Raw genomic sequence first — 14,784 nt, 5'->3', positions numbered from 1 at the left:
TACCCTTCTAATCAGTCGGCTATTTCATTGTGCTGCAAAATGCAGAATAATCCAACAAGAATATGATACTAAAACTTCTAAGATGTTTCAAAATACCCACAAGATGTTTCAATTTGTAAATACAAGGGAACTTTTTTTCTGCCACAAATGCGCAACTAAATAAGCACTAATAATCAAAAAATAAAAATTTTCAATCCCTGTCAATGAGTTACATGGTTACATCTCTATAGCACTGAATGGTAAAACAAAATTCTCGTCTGCGACTAAAATTAATCCCGCTATCATCATTAACTTTATTTATTACCGTCATTCAGTTCTGAATGTCTGTTTACCCCTATTTCAACCGGATGCCTCGCATCCGGTTTTTTTTACCCTTCTTTACACATCTTTAATTATTCCATGCTACTCGTGAAAAAAATAACGGTTATTAATCAAACAACTTACGTCTAAGCTCAACGCTATTTATATAATTTCTTGTTATTTAGTGCTATTTCCCTAAGACAATCCGTCAATAATTGTACAAAAACAACCGCGGTGTACATCTTTGCTCGCATTACTGGTTTAAGATAAATCTCAAGGCAAAAAAGTCATTGTAGGGTATTCAGATGTATGGATTTTGGACGTTAACCTTTATACTGTTCGTAGCATCTGCGCTGCCCCCGGTTAACTTGGTGCAACAGTCCGTTTACACACACTGATGAGTCGTACTCTCACACGATGACCCCGAAAAAATTTTCCCTGATACCCGGCAACATTACCCGCTTCTTTATTCTCATGGTCATCGTCCTGCTGGCGACGATGGGGGTCATGATCCAAAGCGCCGTTAACGCCTGGCTAAAAGATAAAAGCTACCAGGTTGTCGATGTCAGCTACGACTTGCATAAACGCATCGATACCTGGCGCTACGCCACCTGGCAAATCTATGACAACATCGCCGCAACCTCTGCCAGCTCAGCCTCCGAAACCGGGTTGCAGGAAACGCGTTTAAAGCAGGATGTTTACTATCTGGAGAAACCGCGGCGCAAAACCGAAGCGCTGATTTTTGGCTCTCATGACGGCTCAACGCTGGAAATGACGCAAAAAATCTCCAACTATCTCGATATCCTGTGGGGCGCCGAGACGATTCCCTGGTCAATGTATTATCTCAACGGCCTGGATAACAGCCTGATACTGGTTTCAACGCTGCCGTTAAAAGATCTCTCTTCCAGCTTCAAAGAATCGACGATCAGCAGCGTCGTTGAATCACGCCGGGCTGAGATGCTGCTGCAGGCCAATACCCTTGATGAACGCGAGACGTTTTCGTCGCTGCGCCACCTCGCCTGGCAAAACGGCTACTACTTCACCTTACGCACCACCTTTAACCAGCCCGGTCATCTGGCGACGGTAGTGGCCTTCGATCTGCCCATTAACGATCTCATTCCGCCGAGTATGTCTCTTGAGAGTTTCCGTCTGGAGCCCGATCCCTCGCAGAACGGAACCAGCAATCCGGATAAAGAAGCTGCCGACATCGTCAGCATTAACTTTAACGGCCCGCAGATTGAAATCATTACGACCATTAATACCACCGGTATGCGCCTGGTCTGGATGGTGCCCTTTAGCGAGCTGATTCTGGAATCGCTGCAAAATATTTTACTGCCGCTGTTGCTGAACATTGGTCTGCTGGCGCTGGCGCTGTTCGGATTTACCACCTTCCGTCACTACAGCGGACGTAAAAGCGTCGCGGGAACGGCTATCTCCTCGGCAGCCAATAGTGAACTACGCGCTCAGCGCGCCATTCACGAAGAGATCGTTTCCCTGCTGCCGCTCGGGCTGCTGGTGCACGATCTGGAGGCTAACCGTACGGTGATCAGCAATCCGATCGCCGATCATCTGCTGCCGCATCTGAACCTGCAAAACATCATTAATATGGCCGATCAGCATCAGGGCGTGATCCAGGCGACGGTGAACAATGAACTGTATGAAATCCGTCAGTTCCGCAGTCAGGTTTCGCCACGAACGCAAATTTTTATTATTCGCGATCAGGACCGTGAGGTGATGGTGAATAAGAAACTTAAGCAGGCCCAGCGTCTGTATGAGAAAAATCAGCAGGGCCGCACGGCGTTTATGCAGCATATCGGCGCGGCGCTCAGGCAGCCGGCGCAAACGCTGGCGGAAGAAGCCGCGGCGCTCGGCATGGCTGAAAGCCGCAGGCTGGCCCAGCATGCGGACGAACTGGTGCAGTTGGTAGATGAAATCGAGCTGGCAAACCTGCTGGAGAGCGATAGCTGGAAGAGCGCTCAGGGTCTATTCTCGATTCAGGAACTGATAGATGAAGTAGTGCCTGAAGTGCTACCTATCATCAAACGTAAGGGTCTACAGCTGCTGATTAACAACGCCTTGCCGGCCAATGAGCAACGCTACGGCGATCGCGACGCCCTGCGCCGTACGCTTTTACTGCTTATCCAGTATTCGGTTACCACCACGCCTATTGGCAAAATCACTCTGGAAGTGAGTAAAGATGAATCAGCGGACGATCGTCTGACCTTCCGTATTCTCGATACCGGCAACGGCGTTTCCGCAAACGAAATTGACAATATGCACTTTCCGTTCCTCAACAATACGCAGGCAGACCTCTACGGCAAGGCCAACGCCCTCACCTTCTGGCTCTGCGATCGCCTGACGCGCAAGCTCGGCGGGCAGCTCAATATCAAAGCACGCGAGTCGCTGGGTACCCGCTACTCCCTGCATTTAAAAATGGCCGCCAGCGCAGAGGAGAGTGAGTCAGGGGAACATCTGCTGGATGACGTGGTGATATTGCTTGATGTGACCGCCAATGAAGTCCGCCGTATTGTGACTCGCCAGCTGGAGAGCTGGGGGGCCACCTGCATCACGCCGGATGACAGAATCACAAGTCAACAATATGATCTCTTTTTAACGGATAATCCGTCTAATCTTACTGCTTCGGGCTTGCTTTTAAGCGATGATGAAGCCCGGGTTCATAAGATTGGTCCTGGTCAGCTCCGCGTAAACTTTAATATCAGCGCTGCGCTGCAGGAAGCTATCCTGCAATTGATTGAGCAGCAGCTTGCAGAGGAAGAGGAGCAGCCTTCCTCTGCCGGTAGCGAAAGTAACGCCGAACTGCATGCCAGCGGCTATTACACGCTGTTTGCTGACACGGTACCAGATGATGTTAAGAGGCTGTATAATGAACGGGCAACGGGCGATTTCGCCGCGCTGGCGCAGACCGCTCACCGCCTCAAAGGGGCGTTTGCTATGCTAAATCTGGTACCCGGCAAGCAGTTATGTGAAACGCTTGAGCATCTGATCCGAGAAAAAGATGCGCAAGGCATAGAAAAATATATCAGCGACATTGACGACTACGTCAAGAGCTTGCTGTAGCAAGGTAGCCTAATACATGAACAATATGAACGTAATTATTGCCGATGACCATCCGATCGTACTGTTCGGTATTCGTAAGTCACTTGAACAAATTGAGTGGGTGAACGTTGTCGGCGAGTTTGAAGACTCCACCGCATTAATCAACAATCTGCCAAAACTGGACGCACATGTCCTGATTACCGATTTATCCATGCCCGGTGATAAATACGGCGATGGCATTACGCTTATCAAATACATCAAGCGTCATTTCCCGGACCTGTCAATCATTGTACTGACGATGAATAACAACCCGGCGATCCTTAGCGCGGTTCTGGATCTGGACATAGAAGGGATTGTCCTGAAACAGGGGGCGCCAACCGACCTGCCTAAAGCGCTGGCCGCGCTGCAAAAAGGCAAAAAATTCACTCCTGAGAGCGTTTCGCGCCTGCTGGAAAAAATCAGCGCCGGCGGTTACGGCGACAAACGTTTGTCGCCGAAAGAGAGTGAAGTGCTGCGCCTGTTTGCCGAAGGCTTCCTGGTCACCGAGATAGCCAAAAAGCTCAACCGCAGCATCAAAACCATCAGTAGCCAGAAAAAATCGGCGATGATGAAGCTCGGCGTGGAAAACGACATCGCCCTGCTGAACTACCTCTCTTCCGTTTCCCTGAGCTCAACCGACAAAGACTAAGCTCTTTTCTTCCCGGATAGCGCGGCGTTATCCGGGAAGCTTCTCTACTCCCTTCCCTTACGTACCCGCGTAGCGTAGAGCGTTAACGTCTGCTTAATGATATCCAGCGTGACCGGCTTAGAAAGACAGCTGTCCATACCGGATTCCAGGCAGCGCTGCTTCTCTTCCGCCAGCGCGTTGGCGGTGACGCCAATCACCGGCAGCGTGAGCCCCAGCTGGCGAATACGTTGAGTCAGGCGATAGCCGTCCATGTTCGGCATGTTGACGTCGCTGAGCACGATATCAATATGCTGTTTGCTCAGGACATTCAGCGCATCGACCCCATCATTTGCCGTCACGCACTGATAGCCCAGCGATCCAAGCTGATCGGCCAGCAGGCGACGGTTGATCGGATGATCGTCAACAACCAGAATCATCATGTCATCATTGCTGGCGTTTTGTGCATCCGCGGCAGCTAGCGCAGGGCCGTTATCCGCACTGGCTACGGCAATATGGAAGATGCGTCCCAGCAGCGGCAGGAGCTCGTGCGGCGTGGCGACGCTATGCAGCCACTCGCCGGGTGCCCGCTCTTGCGGAATACCGATATGCCGACGAGAGAAGATCACCATCGCGCAGCCAGCCCAGGCTTCATGCGTCTCGCTATCGGTTAACAGAATATCTTCCGCTCCCGGCGTTTGCCCGTCAAAACGACGGACAGGAACGCCGTGGAAGGTCAGCAACTGCTCGACGAACACCGCCAGCGAGCTGTTATCAATCGCCAGCCAGCAGCATTTTTCAGCCAGTCCATCAATATTCAGCGGCGGCGTATTTTGCACGCCATAAAGCGGGATACGAATAGTGAATCGACTGCCCATACCCGGTTCGGTTTCGACGGCGATATCGCCATCCATCATGCTGATAAGCTTTTCACAAATCGCCAGGCCGAGCCCGGTTCCCTGGAAGTTGCGCTGCACGCCGGTACCGACCTGGAAGAACGGATCGAACAGGCGTAGCACCTCTTTCGCCGGGATCCCTTCGCCGGTGTCGCGTACGCTGATGCGCAGATAATCATCCGCCCGCTCTACGTGCAGGACAATACAGCCGGTATCGGTAAACTTAATCGCATTACTCAACAGGTTTGAAATAACCTGCTGCAGGCGCATCGGATCGCCGGACATCAGTTGCGGAACGTCTGGCTCAATAAAGCAGTACAGCCCAAGATGTTTACGCACCACCAGCGGCAGATAGTTGGCGGAGATATGGTTCATTACCTCACGTGGCGAAAACTCCCGCGGCTCAATTTTAAGCTGCTCGGACTCAATTTTAGAGAAATCGAGAATATCGCTAATGATTTTCAGCAGCAGGCTGGAAGAGTTGTTCATCGCTGTCACCAGACGATCGACGCCCTTCGGTAGCTCCTTGGTCTGCAAGAGATCGAGGTTGCCGATAATCCCGTACAGCGGCGTACGCAGTTCGTGGCTGACGGTGGCGAGGAACATCGATTTCGACTGGCTGGCCTGCTCGGCGGCCTGGGCCATCTCCTGCAGAGACTCTTCCATTTTGACGCGCGCCGATACGTCCACCAGTACGCAGATCGCCACGTTCTCGTTGCGATAGCGCGAATGGACAAAGCTGATTTGCAGGTTGGTATTATTGCTGGTCAGCACATCGACAAAGTTTACCTGCTGGCCGCAGATAATTTGCGTCAGCCGCTGCCGGTCCTCATGAGTTAACATGTTGAGATAGTTATGCGCCAGCTCGTTACTCAGGATATTGGTGCCGTCGAGGGTACGTAAAATACAGATCCCCACCGGCGCGGAGGCAACGATTTTGCGGTTGAACTGCTCATGCTCTTCCAGGCGCTGGGCATCATTTTCGGCCGGAATAAAAATCCGTCGTTCATACATTCGGGCGAGGGCGAAAAGGAGCGCGCCGGTGAGCAGATTGAGTACCACCGCGTTCAGTATCAGCATCCGAATGCGTTCCAGCACCTGATCTACCGGCACCGAATAGACAATACTTAAGGATGACGGCGGCAGGCTTTTTTTCATCGCCAGCTCGCGAAAACCCGCGGTATAGCCAAACCACAGACGCTCCTGCATCCACTTCGCGTCCGGTTTGATATTGCTATTCGACCCGGCAAGTGAAATCAGCGACTGTCCATTATCGTCAAGGATCGTCACGTTCATCGGCAAACTGCCCGGGGTAAAGAAACTTTCCATACGAATGGTTTGCTCTACGCCAAGCATCGCCTGCAGACGATTCGCCACATAGATGGGCGTGAGCGCATAGAAATAGCCAACGCCCGGGCGCACGCCCTGGCTTATCCAGAACAGATTATTGCCGCGCTCGTTTTGCGGCGCGTCGCGATACTGCTCAATGCGCTGATGCAGTACTTTAAGCGCCTGGTCCCGCTCCAGCGGGATATCACGCAGGCCGAAGTTGGCCATGCATAGATTGTCGCTACCAATCAAAAAAATACGATTGAGGTCGTAGGCCGTGGAGAAATTGTCGCGCCAGTAGCGCATAAACCACGCCAATGACTGCAGCGAATTACGCCAGGTGGAACTCATCAGCGCACAGTCGGAATCCGGATAGAGCGGTTCAAAATCAGGAATTGAAATATTGCCGCGCTGGGCCGGCGTATCGCCGCCTTCGCCGCCATCTATCGGCCGATTACCGGCAACATATTTCAGCTCCTTAATCACGTCGGCCGTACGCTGTATATAGCGCTGCGCCTGATCGGCATTGAGGTTAAATTCCTGGCGAATTTCCGATTCCCGATCGTGCAAAGCATTGACGATGTAAAACACCGAAACAAAAGCGACCAGCACCCACAGCAGTACCGCCAGCGCTCTGAACAGATAGCGTGAAACTTTTAACGTGTTATGGAAAGAAGCTAGATATTTCAATGTGGCGATGCTCGGCCGTCAGGGGCTCAACAGAATGGCGTTAAGGTAACGATAAAACTACGGTCCCGCAACGGGAAAACAAAAAGGGCCGGGGATGAGCCCGACCCTTTCAGAACAATTACCGCAGAGAATTACTCTTCATCTTCGGCGATGTCATCGTCAGTGTCCGCTTCCGGCGCGATATCTTCATCGCCTTCCGCCGCGCTGCCGTCGATGGCATCCAGCTCTTCGTCATCAACCGGCTCAGCAACGCGCTGCAGACCGACCACGTTTTCATCTTCCGCGGTACGAATCAGGATCACGCCCTGAGTGTTACGGCCGACAATGCTCACCTCGGAAACGCGGGTTCGTACCAGCGTGCCCGCATCGGTGATCATCATAATCTGGTCGCAGTCATCAACCTGCACCGCACCCACCACGGAACCGTTGCGTTCGGTCACTTTGATTGAGATTACGCCCTGGGTCGCACGCGACTTGGTTGGATACTCTTCAGCCGCGGTACGTTTACCGTAGCCATTCTGCGTAACGGTCAGGATGGCCCCTTCACCGCGCGGAATGATCAACGAAACCACTTTATCTTCGCCGGCCAGCTTGATGCCGCGTACGCCGGTAGCGGTACGGCCCATTGCGCGGACGGCGTCCTCTTTAAAGCGCACCACTTTACCGGCGGCGGAGAACAGCATAACTTCGTCCTGACCGGAGGTCAGATCGACGCCAATCAGCTCGTCGCCTTCGTTGAGGTTAACCGCGATAATACCGGCAGAACGCGGACGGCTGAATTCGGTCAGCGCCGTTTTCTTCACGGTACCGCTGGCGGTAGCCATAAAGACGTTCACGCCCTCTTCGTACTCACGTACCGGCAGAATCGCGGTGATACGTTCGTTGGCTTCAAGCGGCAGCAGGTTGACGATCGGACGCCCGCGCGCGCCGCGGCTGGCTTCCGGCAGCTGATAAACCTTCATCCAGTAGAGACGCCCGCGGCTGGAGAAGCAGAGGATCGTGTCGTGGGTGTTGGCCACCAGCAGGCGGTCGATAAAGTCTTCTTCTTTTATACGCGCCGCAGATTTACCTTTACCGCCACGACGCTGTGCTTCGTAATCGGTTAACGGCTGGTACTTCACGTAGCCCTGATGCGAAAGGGTCACGACAACATCTTCCTGGTTGATCAGGTCTTCGATGTTGATATCCGCGCTGTTAGCGGTGATCTCGGTACGACGCGCGTCGCCGAACTGTTCACGGACCAGCTCCAGCTCTTCACGGATAACTTCCATCAGGCGATCGGCGCTGCCCAGAATGTGCAGCAGTTCCGCAATCTGTTCCAGCAGCTCTTTGTATTCATCGAGCAGTTTTTCATGCTCAAGACCGGTCAGTTTCTGCAAACGCAGATCCAGAATCGCCTGCGCCTGCTGTTCGGTCAGGTAGTACTGACCGTCGCGTACGCCGAACTCAGGCTCCAGCCATTCCGGACGAGCGGCGTCATCGCCTGCGCGTTCCAGCATAGCGGAAACGTTGCCCAGATCCCATGAACGCGCGATTAATGCTGCTTTCGCTTCCGCCGGAGTCGGCGCGCGGCGAATCAGTTCGATAATCGGATCGATGTTGGCCAGGGCAATCGCCAGCGCTTCGAGGATATGCGCGCGATCGCGGGCTTTACGCAGTTCAAAAATAGTACGACGGGTCACCACTTCGCGGCGGTGGCGCACGAACGCGGCAATAATTTCTTTCAGGTTCATGATCTTCGGCTGACCATGGTGCAGGGCAACCATGTTGATACCGAAGGAGACCTGGAGCTGAGTCTGCGAATAGAGGTTGTTAAGCACCACCTCACCCACCGCATCGCGCTTCACTTCAATCACGATGCGCATGCCATCTTTATCAGACTCGTCGCGCAGCGCGCTGATGCCTTCAACGCGTTTGTCTTTGACCAGCTCGGCGATTTTCTCAATCAGGCGCGCTTTGTTCACCTGATACGGAATTTCATGCACGATGATGGTTTCGCGGCCGGTCTTCGCGTCAGCTTCCACTTCCGCGCGAGCGCGAATGTACACTTTTCCGCGACCCGTACGATAGGCCTCTTCAATGCCGCGGCGACCGTTGATGATCGCAGCGGTCGGGAAGTCCGGGCCGGGAATATGTTCCATCAGCCCTTCAATGCTGATGTCTTCGTTTTCAACGTAGGCCAGACAGCCGTTGATCACTTCGGTCAGGTTGTGCGGCGGAATATTGGTCGCCATACCTACCGCGATACCGGACGAACCGTTGACTAGCAGGTTCGGGATTTTGGTCGGCATAACGTCAGGGATTTTCTCCGTGCCGTCATAGTTATCGACGAAATCCACCGTCTCTTTTTCGAGGTCGGCCATCAGTTCATGGGCGATCTTCGACATACGGATTTCCGTATAACGCATCGCTGCGGCGGAGTCGCCGTCGACCGAACCAAAGTTACCCTGGCCATCTACCAGCATGTAACGCAGGGAGAATGGCTGCGCCATACGTACAATGGTGTCGTATACGGCAGTATCACCATGAGGGTGGTATTTACCGATGACGTCACCCACGACACGGGCAGATTTTTTATAGGCTTTGTTCCAGTCATTGCCCAATACGTTCATGGCGTATAGTACGCGACGGTGTACCGGCTTCAGGCCATCTCGGACATCCGGCAGCGCACGGCCAACAATGACCGACATCGCATAATCCAGATAGGAGCTCTTCAGCTCTTCCTCAATGTTGACCGGTGTAATTTCTCTCGCAAGGTCGCTCATCTAACCGCTATCCCTCTACTGTATCCCGGATTCAAAGGTCGCAAATTATAACACAGCCGCGGTGATACGGGTAAACCTATACCCAATGATTTTCGCGCTGTAACAGGGACAGGGATAGACGGTTTATTCATCGCGGAGGCCTGATATACTTGCCGGTCTGAACTGAACAGGAGTAATAGCGCCCATGAATGCCGAAAAACCGTCGGTGGCCCACAATGTTGATCATAATGAAATCGCTAAATTTGAAGCCGTCGCATCGCGCTGGTGGGATTTAGAGGGCGAATTCAAACCGTTACATCGCATTAATCCTTTGCGTCTTGGCTATATTGCGGAGCGCTCAGGCGGCCTGTTTGGTAAGAAAGTGCTGGATGTCGGCTGCGGCGGCGGCATCCTGGCAGAAAGCATGGCGCGGGAAGGCGCTACGGTCACCGGTCTGGATATGGGGTTTGAACCGCTTCAGGTCGCGAAACTGCATGCACTGGAGAGCGGTATTCAGGTCGACTATGTCCAGGAAACCGTGGAAGAACACGCGGCGAAGCACGCCGGGGAGTACGACGTCGTCACCTGCATGGAGATGCTGGAGCACGTGCCGGACCCGCAGTCGGTCGTTCACGCCTGCGCGCGTCTGGTCAAGCCTGGCGGCCAGGTATTCTTCTCTACCATTAACCGTAACGGTAAAGCCTGGCTGATGGCGGTTGTCGGCGCCGAGTACGTCATGAAGATGGTGCCGAAGGGAACCCACGATGTGAAGAAATTCATTAAACCAGCGGAGCTGCTTGGCTGGGTGGATGAGACAATTCTGAAAGAGCAGCACATTACCGGTCTTCATTACAATCCGCTGACCAATACCTTCAAGCTGGGGCCGGGGGTGGATGTTAACTATATGTTGCATACAACGGCGAAAAAAGCATAACGTCAGCAGTATTTCCTATGATGATTGCGCGGCATCAAGCCGCGTGATTATTTCTTCCGATGAAGAAATCAGCACTCGATCAAATTTTCATTTTTTTTTCAGATTTATTGACATCTTCTCCAGGCCTTATGGGGCGTGGATTTCGCGATTATTACCCTTCCGCAACCTCAATTTAACGTCAAAATCAACTCTTGTACTCAAAAGAATCCTTACTAGAATACTCACCATATAGCGTTTCTTTTATCGACCACCCCCTACATATAGTATTTATCCACAGAGTTAGTCACAACGGCGATCTGTGGATAAGTGGGGGATATTTTCTTTCACGGACAGGTATAAACCACATGAATCAGAGTCTGCTGGTGACAAAGCGCGACGGTAGCACCGAGCGCATCAATCTCGACAAAATCCACCGCGTGCTGGATTGGGCGGCAGAAGGGCTGAATAACGTATCCATCTCCCAGGTAGAACTGCGTTCCCACATTCAGTTCTATGACGGCATTAAAACCGCCGATATTCACGAAACCATTATCAAAGCCGCTGCGGATCTGATCTCCCGCGACGCGCCGGACTACCAGTATCTCGCCGCTCGTCTGGCGATTTTCCACCTGCGCAAAAAAGCCTACGGCCAGTTTGAGCCGCCAGCGCTGTTCGACCACGTGTCGAAAATGGTGAAAAACGGCAAATACGATACTCATCTGCTGGAAGACTACACGGAAGAAGAGTTCAAGCAGATGGATTCGTTCATCGAGCACGATCGCGATATGACCTTCTCCTACGCTGCGGTTAAGCAGCTCGAAGGCAAATATCTGGTACAGAACCGCGTCACCGGTGAGATCTACGAAAGCGCCCAGTTCCTGTACATTCTGGTGGCCGCCTGCCTGTTCTCCAACTATCCGCGCGAGACGCGTCTGGACTATATCAAGCGTTTCTATGACGCGGTGTCGACGTTTAAAATCTCGCTGCCGACGCCGATTATGTCCGGCGTGCGTACCCCGACCCGTCAGTTCAGCTCCTGCGTGCTGATCGAGTGCGGTGATAGCCTGGATTCTATTAACGCGACCTCCAGCGCGATTGTTAAATACGTTTCTCAGCGCGCCGGTATCGGCATCAATGCCGGCCGCATCCGCGCGCTGGGTAGCCCGATTCGCGGCGGTGAAGCTTTCCACACCGGCTGTATTCCGTTCTATAAGCACTTCCAGACCGCAGTGAAATCCTGCTCGCAGGGCGGCGTCCGCGGCGGTGCTGCCACCCTCTTCTACCCAATGTGGCATCTGGAAGTCGAAAGCCTGCTGGTGCTGAAAAACAACCGCGGTACCGACGCCAACCGCGTTCGTCATATGGACTACGGCGTACAGATCAACAAGCTGATGTACACTCGCCTGCTGAAAGGCGGAGACATCACCCTGTTCAGCCCGTCCGACGTTCCGGGCCTGTACGATGCGTTCTTCGCCGACCAGGACGAGTTCGAGCGCCTGTATACCCAATACGAGCAGGACGACAGCATCCGCAAGCAGCGCATTAAAGCCGTAGAGCTGTTCTCGCTGATGATGCAGGAGCGTGCCTCCACCGGTCGTATCTACATCAAGAACGTGGACCACTGCAACACCCACAGCCCATTTGACCCGGTTGTCGCGCCGGTGCGCCAGTCCAACCTGTGCCTGGAAATCGCCCTGCCGACCAAGCCGCTGGAAGATGTAAACGACGAAAACGGTGAAATTGCGCTGTGCACCCTGTCCGCTTTCAACCTCGGGGTTATCGATAGCCTGGATGAGCTGGAAGAGCTGGCGGTGCTGGCCGTTCGCGCGCTGGATGCTCTGCTGGATTACCAGGACTACCCGATCCCGGCGGCCAAACGCGGCGCGATGGGCCGTCGTACGCTGGGTATTGGCGTGATTAACTTTGCCTACTATCTGGCGAAGCACGGTAAACGCTACTCCGACGGCAGCGCTAACAACCTGACGCATAAAACGTTCGAAGCGATTCAGTACTATCTGCTGAAAGCTTCTAACGAGCTGGCGATCGAACAAGGCGCGTGCCCGTGGTTTAACGAAACCACCTATGCAAAAGGCATTCTGCCGATCGATACCTACAAGAAAGACCTGGATGCTATCGTCAGCGAATCTCTGCACTACGATTGGGAGCGGCTTCGCGAGTCGATCAAAACGCACGGCCTGCGTAACTCCACGCTCTCCGCGCTGATGCCGTCCGAGACCTCTTCGCAGATCTCCAACGCCACCAACGGCATTGAACCGCCGCGCGGTCACGTCAGCATCAAAGCGTCAAAAGACGGTATCCTGCGCCAGGTGGTGCCGGATTACGAAAAACTGCAGAACGGCTACGAGCTGCTGTGGGAAATGCCGAACAACGACGGTTATTTACAGCTGGTCGGTATTATGCAGAAGTTTATCGACCAGTCGATTTCCGCCAATACCAACTACGACCCGACGCGCTTCCCGTCAGGCAAAGTGCCGATGCAGCAGTTGCTGAAAGACTTGCTCAATGCCTATAAGTTCGGCGTCAAAACGCTGTACTATCACAACACTCGCGATGGCGCGGAAGATGCCCAGGATGACCTGGCGCCGTCTATTCAGGACGACGGCTGCGAAAGCGGCGCATGTAAGATCTAAGTTTTTTGCCGGGCGGCGCGATGCTGGCCCGGCCTAAGGTTTTGTAGGCCCGGCAAACTCACTGCCGCCGGGCGATACAATCTCAACAGGACTCACTTCAATGGCATATACCACTTTTTCTCAGACTAAAAACGATCAGCTGCTTGAGCCGATGTTTTTTGGTCAGCCGGTGAACGTCGCCCGCTACGATCAGCAAAAATATGACATCTTCGAAAAGCTGATTGAAAAACAGCTCTCTTTCTTCTGGCGTCCGGAAGAAGTTGACGTTTCCCGCGACCGTATCGACTACCAGGCGCTGCCGGAACACGAAAAACACATTTTTATCAGCAACCTGAAATATCAGACGCTGCTGGACTCGATCCAGGGACGCAGCCCGAACGTTGCCCTGCTGCCGCTGATTTCCATTCCTGAGCTGGAAACCTGGGTTGAAACCTGGGCGTTCTCGGAGACCATCCACTCGCGCTCCTACACCCATATCATCCGTAATATCGTTAACGATCCGGCGATGGTATTTGACGATATCGTCACCAACGAGCAGATCCAAAAACGCGCGGAAGGCATTTCCAGCTATTACGATGAATTGATTGAGCTGACCAGCTACTGGCATCTGCTGGGCGAAGGCACCCACAGCGTGAACGGTAAAACCATTACCGTGAACCTGCGCGAGCTGAAGAAGAAACTGTACCTGTGTCTGATGAGCGTGAACGCGCTGGAAGCCATCCGTTTTTACGTCAGCTTCGCCTGCTCTTTCGCCTTTGCCGAGCGCAAGCTGATGGAAGGTAACGCCAAGATTATCCGTCTGATCGCCCGTGACGAAGCGCTGCACCTGACCGGCACTCAGCACATGCTGAATCTGCTGCGCTCCGGCGTTGACGATCCGGAAATGGCGGAAATCGCCGAAGAGTGCAAGCAGGAGTGCTACGACCTGTTCGTGCTGGCGGCACAGCAGGAGAAAGAGTGGGCGGATTATCTGTTCCGCGACGGTTCGATGATCGGCCTGAACAAAGATATTCTTTGCCAGTACGTTGAGTACATTACTAACATCCGCATGCAGGCGGTAGGTCTCGATCTGCCGTTCCAGACCCGCTCCAACCCGATCCCGTGGATCAACACCTGGCTGGTGTCCGATAACGTGCAGGTCGCGCCGCAGGAAGTGGAAGTCAGCTCTTATCTGGTCGGGCAGATCGATTCCGAAGTCGACGCTGACGATCTGAGCAACTTCCAGCTCTGATGAAACGCATTTTCTTGAAGATTTCTGACACTCGCCTTGAGTGTCAGGATGAACATCCCTCCCTGCTGGCGGCCCTGGAATCGCACAATATCGACGTGGAGTATCAGTGCCGCGAAGGATACTGCGGATCGTGTCGTCTGCGGCTGGTTTCCGGTCAGGTTGACTGGCTCACCGAGCCGCTGGCGTTTGTCCAGCCGGGAGAGATTTTGCCCTGCTGCTGCCGGGCAAAAGGCGATATCGAAATTGAGATGTAAGTTTTGTCGGGCGGCATAACGCTTATGCGCCCGACAAAACTGCCGTTCACAGGCC

The 14,784-nt window shown here is 53.4% G+C and carries 8 protein-coding genes; 6 read left to right on the top strand and 2 right to left on the bottom strand.

The window, feature by feature from the left end; genetic code table 11:
* The first annotated feature begins 717 nt into the window (after positions 1-717).
* Positions 718-3,378, top strand: coding sequence for a phosphotransferase RcsD (rcsD, locus tag IAE27_RS16815; protein WP_200092693.1), 2,661 nt, complete (start codon positions 718-720; stop codon positions 3,376-3,378).
* Between the two features lie 16 nt (positions 3,379-3,394).
* Positions 3,395-4,045 (top strand): response regulator transcription factor RcsB, encoded by a 651-nt coding sequence (rcsB, locus tag IAE27_RS16810; protein ID WP_004103995.1) that lies wholly within the window; start codon positions 3,395-3,397, stop codon positions 4,043-4,045.
* Between the two features lie 44 nt (positions 4,046-4,089).
* On the opposite strand, the gene rcsC is transcribed toward rcsB, so the two are convergent.
* Positions 4,090-6,936: a two-component system sensor histidine kinase RcsC gene (gene rcsC / locus IAE27_RS16805; protein ID WP_004114172.1), complete on the bottom strand. Its 2,847-nt coding sequence runs from the start codon at positions 6,934-6,936 to the stop codon at positions 4,090-4,092.
* A 131-nt stretch (positions 6,937-7,067) separates the two neighbouring features.
* Positions 7,068-9,701, bottom strand: a complete 2,634-nt coding sequence (gene gyrA, locus IAE27_RS16800; RefSeq protein ID WP_004103997.1) for a DNA topoisomerase (ATP-hydrolyzing) subunit A — start codon at positions 9,699-9,701, stop codon at positions 7,068-7,070.
* Positions 9,702-9,885: 184 nt separating this feature from the next.
* Here gyrA and ubiG point away from each other — a divergent pair, with 184 nt between their 5' ends.
* The 4 genes from ubiG (at position 9,886) to yfaE (ending at position 14,729) form a co-directional block, all read left to right on the top strand.
* Complete coding sequence (ubiG, locus tag IAE27_RS16795; RefSeq protein WP_154022284.1) at positions 9,886-10,614, top strand: bifunctional 2-polyprenyl-6-hydroxyphenol methylase/3-demethylubiquinol 3-O-methyltransferase UbiG; 729 nt, start codon at positions 9,886-9,888, stop codon at positions 10,612-10,614.
* Positions 10,615-10,958: 344 nt separating this feature from the next.
* On the top strand, positions 10,959-13,244 hold the full coding sequence (gene nrdA, locus IAE27_RS16790; protein ID WP_200092691.1) for a class 1a ribonucleoside-diphosphate reductase subunit alpha: 2,286 nt from the start codon (positions 10,959-10,961) through the stop codon (positions 13,242-13,244).
* A 100-nt stretch (positions 13,245-13,344) separates the two neighbouring features.
* A complete protein-coding gene (nrdB, locus tag IAE27_RS16785) occupies positions 13,345-14,475 on the top strand; it encodes a class Ia ribonucleoside-diphosphate reductase subunit beta (protein ID WP_004104001.1) in 1,131 nt (376 codons plus the stop codon).
* Positions 14,475-14,729, top strand: coding sequence for a class I ribonucleotide reductase maintenance protein YfaE (gene yfaE, locus IAE27_RS16780; RefSeq protein ID WP_004104002.1), 255 nt, complete (start codon positions 14,475-14,477; stop codon positions 14,727-14,729). The genes nrdB and yfaE overlap by 1 nt, the downstream gene beginning before the upstream one ends.
* The last annotated feature ends 55 nt before the right edge of the window (positions 14,730-14,784 follow it).

It is taken from the genome of Klebsiella sp. S69, assembly GCF_016516145.1.
GTDB lineage: Bacteria > Pseudomonadota > Gammaproteobacteria > Enterobacterales > Enterobacteriaceae > Klebsiella > Klebsiella oxytoca.
Note: the sequence above shows the minus strand (reverse complement) of the source record. Positions and strands in the feature narration are given on the sequence as shown.

Excerpts from the sequence above, each read along its gene's own strand:
- nrdA (WP_200092691.1), top strand. The coding sequence starts at position 10,959 with ATGAATCAGAGTCTGCTGGTGACAAAGCGCGACGGTAGCACCGAGCGC.
- yfaE (WP_004104002.1), top strand. The coding sequence starts at position 14,475 with ATGAAACGCATTTTCTTGAAGATTTCTGACACTCGCCTTGAGTGTCAG.
- rcsD (WP_200092693.1), top strand. The coding sequence starts at position 718 with ATGACCCCGAAAAAATTTTCCCTGATACCCGGCAACATTACCCGCTTC.
- rcsB (WP_004103995.1), top strand. The coding sequence starts at position 3,395 with ATGAACAATATGAACGTAATTATTGCCGATGACCATCCGATCGTACTG.
- nrdB (WP_004104001.1), top strand. The coding sequence starts at position 13,345 with ATGGCATATACCACTTTTTCTCAGACTAAAAACGATCAGCTGCTTGAG.
- gyrA (WP_004103997.1), bottom strand. The coding sequence starts at position 9,701 with ATGAGCGACCTTGCGAGAGAAATTACACCGGTCAACATTGAGGAAGAG.
- ubiG (WP_154022284.1), top strand. The coding sequence starts at position 9,886 with ATGAATGCCGAAAAACCGTCGGTGGCCCACAATGTTGATCATAATGAA.